This is a genomic window from Saccharomonospora azurea NA-128 (genome assembly GCF_000231055.2).
In the GTDB taxonomy this organism is placed as follows: domain Bacteria; phylum Actinomycetota; class Actinomycetes; order Mycobacteriales; family Pseudonocardiaceae; genus Saccharomonospora; species Saccharomonospora azurea.
In genome coordinates this window covers 3,137,172-3,147,496 of sequence record NZ_CM001466.1, presented here as the reverse complement: position 1 = coordinate 3,147,496, position 10,325 = coordinate 3,137,172, and the positions used below count along the sequence as shown (strand labels likewise).

Annotated in this window: 12 protein-coding genes and 1 pseudogene; 5 read left to right on the top strand and 8 right to left on the bottom strand. The window is 70.3% G+C overall.

Going from position 1 to position 10,325, the window contains the following annotated elements:
* Positions 1-963 (bottom strand): hypothetical protein (locus SACAZDRAFT_RS14260; protein ID WP_005442839.1); only part of this gene is annotated, 963 nt, incomplete at its 3' end.
* Positions 960-1,718 (bottom strand): cytidylyltransferase domain-containing protein, encoded by a 759-nt coding sequence (locus SACAZDRAFT_RS14255; RefSeq protein ID WP_176662537.1) that lies wholly within the window; start codon positions 1,716-1,718, stop codon positions 960-962. The genes SACAZDRAFT_RS14260 and SACAZDRAFT_RS14255, both read right to left, overlap by 4 nt.
* Positions 1,719-1,757: 39 nt before the next feature.
* Between SACAZDRAFT_RS14255 and pseB the strand changes: the two genes are divergently transcribed.
* Positions 1,758-2,741, top strand: a complete 984-nt coding sequence (gene pseB / locus SACAZDRAFT_RS14250; RefSeq protein ID WP_005442836.1) for a UDP-N-acetylglucosamine 4,6-dehydratase (inverting) — start codon at positions 1,758-1,760, stop codon at positions 2,739-2,741.
* On the top strand, positions 2,734-3,870 hold the full coding sequence (locus SACAZDRAFT_RS14245) for a DegT/DnrJ/EryC1/StrS family aminotransferase (protein WP_005442835.1): 1,137 nt from the start codon (positions 2,734-2,736) through the stop codon (positions 3,868-3,870). The genes pseB and SACAZDRAFT_RS14245 overlap by 8 nt, the downstream gene beginning before the upstream one ends.
* 4 nt (positions 3,871-3,874) lie before the next feature.
* On the opposite strand, the gene pseI is transcribed toward SACAZDRAFT_RS14245, so the two are convergent.
* From pseI to SACAZDRAFT_RS14225, 4 genes are read right to left on the bottom strand one after another with little or no spacing between them, the layout of a single operon-like run.
* Entirely contained in the window at positions 3,875-4,924 is a 1,050-nt protein-coding gene (gene pseI / locus SACAZDRAFT_RS14240; protein WP_005442833.1) for a pseudaminic acid synthase, read from the bottom strand.
* Complete coding sequence (locus SACAZDRAFT_RS14235) at positions 4,924-5,436, bottom strand: GNAT family N-acetyltransferase (protein WP_005442832.1); 513 nt, start codon at positions 5,434-5,436, stop codon at positions 4,924-4,926. The genes pseI and SACAZDRAFT_RS14235 overlap by 1 nt, the downstream gene beginning before the upstream one ends.
* The gene (locus SACAZDRAFT_RS14230; RefSeq protein ID WP_005442831.1) at positions 5,429-5,890 is read right to left on the bottom strand and encodes a hypothetical protein; all 462 of its coding nucleotides are present in this window, start codon (positions 5,888-5,890) and stop codon (positions 5,429-5,431) included. The genes SACAZDRAFT_RS14235 and SACAZDRAFT_RS14230 overlap by 8 nt, the downstream gene beginning before the upstream one ends.
* A gap of 53 nt (positions 5,891-5,943) precedes the next feature.
* Positions 5,944-6,573 (bottom strand): glycosyltransferase family 29 protein, encoded by a 630-nt coding sequence (locus SACAZDRAFT_RS14225; protein ID WP_005442830.1) that lies wholly within the window; start codon positions 6,571-6,573, stop codon positions 5,944-5,946.
* A 299-nt stretch (positions 6,574-6,872) separates the two neighbouring features.
* Between SACAZDRAFT_RS14225 and wzm the strand changes: the two genes are divergently transcribed.
* From wzm to glfT1, 3 genes are read left to right on the top strand one after another with little or no spacing between them, the layout of a single operon-like run.
* Complete coding sequence (gene wzm / locus SACAZDRAFT_RS14220) at positions 6,873-7,763, top strand: galactan export ABC transporter permease subunit Wzm/RfbD (RefSeq protein WP_005442828.1); 891 nt, start codon at positions 6,873-6,875, stop codon at positions 7,761-7,763.
* Positions 7,764-7,768: 5 nt separating this feature from the next.
* Positions 7,769-8,575, top strand: coding sequence for a galactan export ABC transporter ATP-binding subunit Wzt/RfbE (wzt, locus tag SACAZDRAFT_RS14215; RefSeq protein WP_005442826.1), 807 nt, complete (start codon positions 7,769-7,771; stop codon positions 8,573-8,575).
* Entirely contained in the window at positions 8,568-9,479 is a 912-nt protein-coding gene (gene glfT1 / locus SACAZDRAFT_RS14210) for a galactofuranosyltransferase GlfT1 (protein ID WP_082245310.1), read from the top strand. The genes wzt and glfT1 overlap by 8 nt, the downstream gene beginning before the upstream one ends.
* Before the next feature lie 49 nt (positions 9,480-9,528).
* On the opposite strand, the gene SACAZDRAFT_RS14205 is transcribed toward glfT1, so the two are convergent.
* Positions 9,529-10,038 carry a DUF3558 domain-containing protein gene (locus tag SACAZDRAFT_RS14205; RefSeq protein ID WP_005442822.1) on the bottom strand — a complete coding sequence of 170 codons (510 nt, stop codon included), beginning with the start codon at positions 10,036-10,038 and terminating at the stop codon, positions 9,529-9,531.
* Between the two features lie 88 nt (positions 10,039-10,126).
* Positions 10,127-10,325 (bottom strand): annotated as a pseudogene (locus SACAZDRAFT_RS23395) (hypothetical protein); the annotation flags it as partial.

Genomic DNA, 10,325 nt, shown 5'->3' with positions numbered 1-10,325 from the left:
GGCGGCGGCCGACGCCATCCGCCGGCGCCGCGCGGGATCGGCGAGCAGCTCCGCCACCACGGTCGCCGCCTCCGACCCACCCGACGTGCCGCCGGACGCGCCGAGCTCGTGAGCCCACCCGAGCCCCACGGCGAGCTCCTGCTCGACCGCCGCGTGGTAGCCCGCCTCCTGGTTGTCCACGAGCAACACCAGCGCCGTCGGCACCCCGATGCAGCACGCCTCCAGCAACGTGACACCCGCCGCGCTCACGACCAGATCGGCCTCGGCGAGCCGGTCCGGCAAGCGCGTGTCCGGTGTGGACACCGAGAAACACTGTCCGTCCGCCGGCTCGGGCACCTCCGGCTCACCGTGCGCCACGACCTCCGCCTCGAACGGCAGCCCGGTGTCGCGCAGCACCCGCAGTACCCGCGTGACCTCCTCCCGCCACACGGCTCCACCGCCCAGCACGACCACGATCCGGGGCGGGTCACCGTCCTCGTGGGACTCCGCCCGCCGCCTCCTGGCCTGCCGAACCTGTTCCCGCAGCGGCGCGTGCCGCGCGCCGCGCAGCACCACGGCGGAGCCGTCGTCGGGCCGGGGCAGATCGTGCAGCTCCGACTCCACCACGACGTCGGCCTGCCTGCGTCCGAACGTGCGGCTCTCCAACGACACCAGCACCACGCCGTCGGCATGGAGTGCCGCGCGCTGCTCGCCGATGCCGTAGTGGTCCACCAGCACCACGTCGGCCTCGACGGCACGCGCCAGCGCGGGCAGAGCGCCCTCGTCGCGCGGATCGGTGGCGGGAACGACCACGACACCCAGGCCGTCGAGTCGCTCGGCGAACCAGTCGGCGCCCGTCAACGTGCCCGAGAACGTCACGCGCCAGCCCCGGGCGCTCGCCTCCTCGGCGAACGCCACCATCCTCGACACGTGCCCGACGCCGATCGTCGGTGAGGCGTCGGCCCGCAACAGCAGGTGCGTCATGCCGCGACCTCCTTCTGCTCGACGTGGGCGTTCAACGCCACGAGGTCCGCGCGTTCCCGCAGCAGCGCCACCACGTCCCGCCACGCGAACGGGCCGGTTCCGTGCCGCCGGGACAACGCGTGCACCAGCGCGTCGAGCAGCGCCCAGTCGTCCTCGGTGTCCAGCGTCACGCGCAGGTCGTCGGCGCGGGGCGCCACCACCACCCCGGCGCAGGCGTAGGTCTCGACGTCGTTCGCCACGCCGTAGGTGACGTGCTCCCGATGCGGTCCCTCCGGCCGTTCCGCCTGCTCGACGAGGACGGGCACGCGCACGAGTTCGGCGTCGAACCCGCGCGGCAGCGTGCGCTGCAGCGTGGTGCTCACGTAGTCGAGGGCCGGCTCGGCCCGCCACATCCCCACGACCTGCGCGAGCAGCGCCGGGTCGTGCAGAGGGCAGTCGGCCGTCAACCGCACCACGGCGTCGGCCGGATGCTCCTCGCACGCGAGGAGGAACCGCGCGAGCACGTCGTCGAGCGGGCCGCGCACGACCTCGGCGCCGTGGCGGCGCGCCTCCTCGGCCACGGCGTCGTCGTCGGCTCCGTCGGAGGTGGCGACCACCACGTCGTCCACACCCCGCGTCGCCCGGGCCGCGCGGATCACCCAGCCCAGCACCGACAGCCCACCCAGCTCGCGGAGCACCTTGCCCGGCAATCTGGTCGACGAGGCCCGTGCCTGGATGACGACGTTCACGGTCGGCGATGACGGCATGAGTGACATGATGTCGGTCGGCAACATCGCAACATCGCGGAGGTAGGGATGGCCGAGCTCGACGGGTCCAGCATCTTGCTCACCGGGGGAACGGGCTCGTTCGGCAAGGCGTTCATCGACTACGCGCTCGCCGAACTGAACCCCCGTCGGCTCGTGGTGCTCTCGCGCGACGAACTGAAGCAGTACGAGGTGCGCCGGCAGTTCGGCGACGACCCCCGCCTGCGGTGGTTCATCGGCGACATCCGCGACCGTCGCAGGCTGGAGCGTGCCATGCACGGCGTCGACTACGTCGTCCACGCCGCCGCGTTGAAGCAGGTCGACACCGGTGAGTACAACCCGTTCGAATTCGTCCAGACCAATGTCATGGGGTCGCAGAACGTCATCGAGGCGGCCATCGACACGGGCGTGAAGAAGGTCGTGGCGCTGTCCACCGACAAGGCGTCGAGCCCCATCAACCTCTACGGCGCCACGAAGCTGTGCGCCGACCGCATGTTCATCAGCGCGAACCACTACGCCGCCGCGCATCCCGCCCGGTTCGCCGTGGTGCGCTACGGCAACGTGATGGCCTCGCGCGGCAGCGTGATCCCGTTCTTCCGTTCACTGGCCGAGCGGGGCGAGTCGCTGCCGATCACGCACAAGGAGATGACCCGCTTCTGGATCACGCTGCCGCAGGCGGTGAAGTTCGTGGTCGACTCCTTCGACCTCATGCGCGGCGGCGAGCTCTTCGTCCCCCGCATCCCCAGCATGCGGCTCGTGGACCTGGCCCAGGCCATCGCGCCCGGCAGCCCGATGCACGAGGTCGGCATCCGCCCCGGCGAGAAGCTGCACGAGGAGATGATCGCGCCCGACGACTCGCGGCGCACGGTCCGGCTGAACGACCGCTACATCGTGCAGCCCCACATCGCGGGCTGGGGTTACGAGCCGCCGGAGGACGGCGAAGCGGTGCCCGACGGCTTCTCCTACCGGTCCGACACCAACGACCTCTGGCTGTCCACGGACGACATCAAGAAACTGATCGCCGAACATGAGTGACTTCCTTCCCTACGGCCGCCAGTCGGTGACCGACGACGACATCGCCGCCGTCGCCGAGGTGTTGCGCGGCGACTGGCTGACCACCGGGCCCGCCGTGACACGGTTCGAGGCCGACCTCGCCGAGCACACCGGCGGCACCCCCGCCGTGGCCGTCACCTCGGGCACCGCCGCGCTGCACGTCGCCTACGCCGCCGCGGGTGTCGGGGCGGGAGACGAGGTGGTGACCAGCCCGCTGACCTTCGTCGCCACGGCCGCCGCGGCGGCCCTGCACGGCGCGAAGGTCGTCTTCGCCGACACCGAGCCCGACACCGGCAACCTCGATCCCGCCGCCGCGCGCGCCGCCGTCACCGAACGCACGAAAGTGCTCGCCGCCGTCGACTACGCGGGACATCCCGCCGAGCTCGACGCGCTGCGCGACGTGGCCGACTCGGTGGGCGCGCTGCTGCTGCAGGACGCGGCCCACTCCATCGGCGGCAGCTGGAAGGGCAGGCCCGTCGGCTCGCTGGCCGACCTCACCACGTTCTCGTTCTTCGCCACGAAGAACCTCACCACCGCGGAGGGCGGTGCGGTGGTGAGCCCCGTGCCCGAGCTCGTGGAGCGCGCCCGCGCGTTCCGCAACCACGGCCTCGTGCGCGACCGCGACCGCCAGCGGTACCCCGACGAGGGCGCGTGGCACCAGGAAGTGCACGCGTTCGGCCTGAACTACCGGCTGCCCGACGTGCTGTGTGCGCTCGGCTCCAGCCAGCTGCGGCGCCTGGCGGCGTTCAAGCGGCGCCGGGCCGAACTGCACGCCCGGTACGACGCGGGGCTCAAGGACGTGGCGGGCGTGCTCACCCCGGTGTGCCGGGCCGAGGCCGACCCGATGTGGCACCTCTACCCGCTGCGCGTGCTCGACGGTCGCCGCAGGGAGTTGTTCGACCACCTGCGCGCGCAGGGCATCGGCGTGCAGGTCAACTACATCCCCGCCTACTGGCACCCGGTGTTCGAGGACCTCGGCTACCGGCGTGGACTGTGTCCCAACGCGGAGGCGTACTACGCGCAGGAGCTGTCGTTGCCGCTGTTCGCCGGCCTCACCGACGCCGACGCCGACCGCGTGATCGACGCCGTGCGCTCGTTCTTCGGCGCCTGACCGCTCAGAGCAGGTCCCAGGTCAGCGGCGTGCCCTTCGCCGCGTCGACCCGGAACGTCCGGCCGAGCACGGTGGTGATCTCCGCGGGCGGCAGTCCCCCCGCGGGCCGGATCGAGCGCACGTTGCGCTCGGTGACCGGCTCGCCCGCCGTCACGTCCTCCACCACGTAGAGGGAACGGCGCAGCCGCAGGCCCTCCTGCTCGCTGGTCTTCGGACCGATCGACGCGCTGCCCAACGCCTCCCACGCCCGCCGGGTCTCCGTGACGAGCGCGGCCAGCTCGTGCGGCTCCAGGGAGAACGCCGAGTCGACCCCGCCGTCGTCGCGCGCCAGGGTCACGTGCTTCTCCACCGCGCACGCCCCCAGCGCGACCGCCGCGACGGGAGCGCCGATGCCCATCGTGTGGTCCGACAGTCCCACGGGCGTGCCGAAGGTCTGCGCCAGCACGGGCAGCGACCGCAGGTTGCTGTCACTCGGCGGCGCCGGATACGACGCGGTGCAGCCCAGCAGCAGGATCCGGTCGTTGCCCGCCCCACGCGCCGCACGCACCGCGGCGTCGATCTCCCCCACGTCCGCCATCCCGGTGGAGATCACCAGCGGCTTGCCCGTCCGCGCGCACAGCTCGATGAGCGGCAGGTCCACGATCTCCGACGACGCGATCTTGTACGCGGGCGCGTCGAGCGACTCCAGCAGCTCCACCGCCGTGGGGTCGAACGGGCTGGAGAACACCTCCAGACCACGCTCCCGGGCGCGCGCGAACAGCTTCTCGTGCCACTCCCACGGCGTGTGCGCACGCTCGTACAGGGCGTACAGGTTCTCGCCGCTCCACAACTCGTGGTCGTCGCTGAGCCGGAACGCGGGCGTGTCGACGTCGATCGTGATCGTGTCGGGGCGGTAGGTCTGCAGCTTCACGGCCTGCGCCCCGGCGTCCGCGACGGCGTCCACGATGGCCAGCGCCCGGTCCAGGCTGCCGTTGTGGTTGCCGGACACCTCCGCGATCACGAACGGCTCGTGGTCGGGCCCGATCTCGTGGCGGCCGATGCGAATCGAGGTCATCACCCATCTCCCAACACGACTGCCTTGCGCAACCGCAGGAAGCCGTCGGTGTCGGTGTCGGCTTCCGGTACGTACCCGGCCGCACGGAACAGCGCCACCGACGCCGTGTTGTCGCGGTGCACGGTCGCCAGCACGGTACCGGGTGAGCGGCGCCGACGAAGCTCCCGCTCGCCCTCGGCGAGCAGAGGACGAGCGAGTCGTCGTCCCCGGTGCTCGGGAGCGATCGCGATGCTGACCTCCCACTCGGCCGCGTCGAGCAGGTCGAACCGCACCATCCCGACCGGCGTGGGCCCGGTGTCGGCGTTCTCCTCGATCTCGTCGGCGATGAGCAACACGCGGTCGTCCGAGGCGAGCACCCCGCGCAACCACACCAGGTGGTCGGCGAGGGCGAGCTCCCCCGTGTTCCGCGACCAGCGACGCGCGACCGGGTCGTTGCGCCACCGCAGCAGCAGCTCGGCGTCCCCCTCCTCCGCCGGGCGCAGCCGGAGCGGGTTCGCGCGACGGTCAGTCATGCGCCGGCTGCCCCGCCCGCTCCTCCTCCAGCGCCCGCAGCCGGTCCTCGTAGCGCGCGATGCCCGCGAGCCGCACCCGGATCTGCGCGTGCTGACGCTGGATCTCCTCGATCAACGTGCGCGCCTCCGCCGCCTGCTTGTCATCGCCGGGCGGGGTCAGGGCGATGCGCTCCCGCAGGTCCTCCAGCTGCGCCTCCTGCGCCGCCACGTGCGGCACGAGCCGCTGCACCTCACCCGTGGTCCACAACAGGTCACCACGCACCCGCTCCAGCCCGGCCTCCAACTCGTCCAGCCGCCGCCGGTGGTCGACCGTGCAGTGCTCCTGCTCGGTGATCCGCTCCTCGTGGCTGTCCAACCGGCCGCGGGTGAGCTCCCCGACCCGGAAGTCCACGAGGCGCGCGAGTCTGTCGCCAAGCCGGGCACGAAGCAGGGCGAGCGGGTTCGTCGAGGTCATGTTCAGCTGTTTTCCTTCGGTGCGAGAGGTGGAATCCCAACGGCTGGCGTTCGTCAGCGGAGCAGCCGGGCCGAGCCCGCGTCGAGCCACGACTGCAGGAGCGCCCCTTCGAGCGCGATGCGGTGCTCCGGACCGACGATGCACGAGTCGCCCGCGGCGTGCTCCCACGACGTCTGCTGCGGGTCGTCCACGAACGAGAACCCCGACAGCACGAGCTCGGCGTCCGGGAACGACGTGCGCGCGATCCACGCCGCCATCGTGCCCGTCGTCGCCCAGGCCGCCTCCTCGCGGCTGGCCAGGCCCATCGCCTCCGACAGCGGCAACGTCACCTCGCGGTTCGACACCGGCACGAACCCGAGATCGGCGGGCCACCACCCCGGGATGTTCTCCGGCTCCCAGTGCAACCGGCCCGGCTCCACCATGAGGTACAGACGTGAGCGGTAGTTCGCGAACACGAACTTCGTGGCGCGCAACGCGCGGTTGAAGACCACGACGTGGGTCTTCGCCCCCACCGTCGGCGGTGCGCCCGGCTCGTCGCACACGAAGCCGTTGACCCGGATCACCAGGTCGCAGGAATCGATGGCGTCGGCGCGGGCGGAGTCCGGCGCGAGCGGCTGGTTCCCCACGACGGCCACGGACCGCGGATCCGGCCGGTCCGCATACACCTGAAGCAAGTCCACCATCAGGCTGGACGTGAGGACTCCAGAAGTCATGCGGCGGAAGTTATCAGGACCCGCGCATGTGTGCCCCACGTACACCCGCGATCGACCCAGCGTGGTGACCTCCTCGTGAGCTCGCGCCGACCCTCATCGGCTTCACGCGGATCTCACTCCGTACACGCAAGCGCACTGCCTGCGACAACACCCGAAAACCCGGCGCCGCCGCGCGTTCAGGCGGACCGCGCGATCGGCGTCCGCGGACGCAAGTACCCTCATATGCCGTGCACGCCACCAGCACCGTCGACCCCACAGAGACGACATCGATGAAGACGGCACCACCCACCTCGGACAGCCGGACCTTCGGCCGCGCTCTGTCGGATCTCAGAAACGGCTTCAAGCAGCCCGAACTCTGGGGCCACCTGGCCTGGCAGGACATCAAGCAGCGCTATCGGCGGTCCGTACTCGGACCGCTGTGGATCACCATCAGCATGGGGGTCACGGCGCTCGGTCTGGGCCTGCTGTACTCCCAGCTGTTCGGCGCCTCCGTCGGCACCTTCCTGCCCTACATCACCACAGGCTTCATCGTCTGGAACTTCATCCTCGGCTGCCTCACCGAAGGCACCGACACGTTCATCTCCAACGAGGGCCTGATCAAGCACCTGCCCGCACCGTTGTCGGTGTACGCACTGCGCACCGTGTGGCGACAGAGCATCATGTTCGTCCACAACATGGTCATCTACTTCATCGTGATCGCCATCTTCTGGAGCGACGTCACGACGCCGGACTACACGATGACCGAGGACGGCATGACGCACCCGGGCCTGAACTGGGACGTGCTGCTCGCCATCCCGGGCTTCGCCCTGCTCGCCGTCAACGCCGGCTGGGTGGTGCTGCTGTTCGGCATCGCCTCCACCCGCTTCCGCGACATCCCGCAGGTCGTGTCGAGCCTGATCAACCTGCTGTTCTTCATGACGCCGATCGTCTGGACGACCGACATCCTGAAGGACAAGTTCGGAAGCACCGCCGACTGGCGCGACTGGGTCGCCGAGTTGAACCCGCTGTACCACTTCATCCAGATCGTGCGGGCGCCGCTCATCGGCAACTCCGTGAGCTGGCACCACTACGCCATCGTCGGTGGCATCACCGTCGTCGGCTGGGCGCTGGCTCTGGTGGTCATGCGCAACTACCGTGCCCGCGTCTCGTATTGGGTGTGACAAACATGATCAGCATTGACGTTGAGAACGCCTACGTCGACTTCCCGATCTTCGACGCCAAGACGCGGTCACTGAAGAAGCGGGTCCTCGGCAAGGTCGGCGGCAAGATCGGCACCGAGAGCCGGGTCCCGATCATCGAGGCCCTCCAGAACATCAACCTGTCGCTCAAGAGCGGCGACCGCGTGGCGCTCGTCGGCCACAACGGCGCGGGGAAGTCCACGCTGCTGCGACTGCTGTCCGGCATCTACGAACCCACCCGCGGCGCCGCCAGGGTGCGGGGCCGGGTCGCGCCCGTGTTCGACCTCGGCGTCGGCATGGACCAGGAGATCTCGGGCTACGAGAACATCCTGATCCGCGGCCTGTACCTGGGCATGTCGCGCAAGGAGATGGAGAAGCGGATCGACGACATCGCCGACTTCACCGAACTCGGCGACTACCTGTCGATGCCGCTGCGCACGTACTCCACCGGTATGCGCGTGCGCCTCGCGCTCGGCGTGGTGACCTCCATCGACCCCGAGATTCTGCTGCTCGACGAGGGCATCGGCGCGGTGGACGCGGCGTTCCTCAACAAGGCGCGCGACCGCCTCGTGGACCTGGTGAAGCGCTCGGGTCTGCTCGTGTTCGCCTCCCACCAGGACGACCTGCTGCTGGAGATGTGCACCTCGGCCATCTGGATGGACGAGGGCCGGATGAAGATGCGGGGCTCGCTGCGCGAGGTCCTCACCGCGTACAAGGGCAAGGACCCCTTCGAGAACGTCAGCCAGGAGACGCTCGACCGGCTCGAGCAGGCCTCGGCGACGAGCGGTGCGTGACGTGGAGGCGAAGCGCTTGCCGGCAGGTGCGGTGGTGGCCGTCGTGGTCACCCGGCACCGCCGTGACCTGCTCGCGGAGTCCCTGAAGGTTCTCGCCGCCCAGACCCGCCCCGTCGACCACCTCGTGGTGGTGGACAATGGACCGGACCAGCCCGCGCAGGACGTCGTGGACGACTGCGACCTGTCCTCGACGTACCTGCCGTCGCACCACAACCTCGGCGGCGCGGGCGGTTTCGCGCTGGGCATGCTGCACGCGCTGGCGATGGGCGCGGACTGGATCTGGCTCGCCGACGACGACGGCAGGCCCGCCGACGAGAACGTGCTCCAGGTGCTGCTGGAGGAGGCGGAGCGTCGCAACCTCGCCGAGGTGTCTCCGGTGGTGACGAGCATCGACGCTCCCGAGACGCTCGCGTTCCCGCTGCGGCGCGGTCTGACGTGGAAGCGCTCGGCGGCGGAGCTCGGCACCGATTTCCTGCCCGGCATCGCGTCGTTGATGAACGGCGCCCTGTTCCGGGCGTCGACCCTCGACGTGACGGGTGTTCCGGACCTGCGGCTGTTCGTGCGCGGCGACGAGGTGGAGATGCACCGCAGGCTCGTAAGGTCGGGCCTGCCGTTCGGCACGTCGCTGCGCACCGCGTACCTGCACCCGAACGGCTCCGACGAGTTCAAGCCGATGCTCGGCGGCCGCTTCCACGCCCAGGATCCGGAGAACGACGTCAAGCGCTACTACACCTACCGCAACCGGGGGTTCCTGCTGTCGCAGCCGGGCATGCGCAAGATCGGCGCGTTGGAGCTGGCGCGGTTCGGCCTGTACTTCGTGGGCGTGAAGCGCGACCCGAAGGCGTTCGCCCAGTGGCTCCGGCTGGTGCGGCAGGGCCGCAAGGAACGTTTCTTCCGCTACTGAGTGTCGTGTCGGCGGGGGCGTGGTCGTGGCGGCCACGCCCCCGCCGTCGTCAGTGCAGTTTCGGGGCGACGGCCTCGGCCATCCTGCGGGCCGTGGGGCAGTTGTCCCTGGGGTCCGGCATCGACACGCCGATGTCGATCGTGCCGGTCTGTTTTTTCCTCGACGGCTCCTTGAAGACGGGCATCGTCACGGTGCAGGTGCGGTCGTCTTCACGTTCCTTGAACGACCGTCCCGAGGCGGTCCTACCGGCGCGCTGACCTTGGTCGGGATCCGCGGGCCGGTATCGCACCTTGTGGTTGACGGTGATGTTGAGCTGCGGCTTCAGCGTGGTCTGGTTGGGCTCGGTGGTGTGGTTGAGCCAGTGGCACCTGGTCGCGGTCTTCCCGATTCTGCTTCTCGTGTGGTCGCGGTAGTCGCCGAACGAGGCGAGCTCGGCCTCGGTCAGGACGTTGCAGGGGTTGACGTTCTTGCTCGTGGCGAAGAACGAGCATCCGGACATCAGGATGCCGACGGCGGAGATCAGCGCGATCGTCCGGCCGCCACGCCGGCGGTGTGTCAAAACGTGCCTTTCGGAGGTGTGGGCCAACGGTGGTCGGCACGAGACAGCGGACACACCGCGAGGGCGTGTCCGCTGTCTGTGTGTCGGGTCAGGCGCCGATCACCGGTGGTGCGGTGCGCTGGCTGGTGCCGAAGACGTCGTCGGGGTCGGCTTCCACGAGGTAGGTGGGACGCTGGTGTTCGGCGTCCTCGCCACCCTGTCCGCCCTTGCCCGCGCCGCCGCCCATCGGTGCGCCCATACCGGCGCCACGGGCGGCAGCAGCCGCACCGGGAGCCGCCGCCGCGCCG

Excerpts from the sequence above, each read along its gene's own strand:
- SACAZDRAFT_RS14255 (WP_176662537.1), bottom strand. The coding sequence starts at position 1,718 with ATGTCACTCATGCCGTCATCGCCGACCGTGAACGTCGTCATCCAGGCA.
- pseB (WP_005442836.1), top strand. The coding sequence starts at position 1,758 with ATGGCCGAGCTCGACGGGTCCAGCATCTTGCTCACCGGGGGAACGGGC.
- SACAZDRAFT_RS14245 (WP_005442835.1), top strand. The coding sequence starts at position 2,734 with ATGAGTGACTTCCTTCCCTACGGCCGCCAGTCGGTGACCGACGACGAC.
- pseI (WP_005442833.1), bottom strand. The coding sequence starts at position 4,924 with ATGACCTCGATTCGCATCGGCCGCCACGAGATCGGGCCCGACCACGAG.
- SACAZDRAFT_RS14235 (WP_005442832.1), bottom strand. The coding sequence starts at position 5,436 with ATGACTGACCGTCGCGCGAACCCGCTCCGGCTGCGCCCGGCGGAGGAG.
- SACAZDRAFT_RS14230 (WP_005442831.1), bottom strand. The coding sequence starts at position 5,890 with ATGACCTCGACGAACCCGCTCGCCCTGCTTCGTGCCCGGCTTGGCGAC.
- SACAZDRAFT_RS14225 (WP_005442830.1), bottom strand. The coding sequence starts at position 6,573 with ATGGTGGACTTGCTTCAGGTGTATGCGGACCGGCCGGATCCGCGGTCC.
- wzm (WP_005442828.1), top strand. The coding sequence starts at position 6,873 with ATGAAGACGGCACCACCCACCTCGGACAGCCGGACCTTCGGCCGCGCT.
- wzt (WP_005442826.1), top strand. The coding sequence starts at position 7,769 with ATGATCAGCATTGACGTTGAGAACGCCTACGTCGACTTCCCGATCTTC.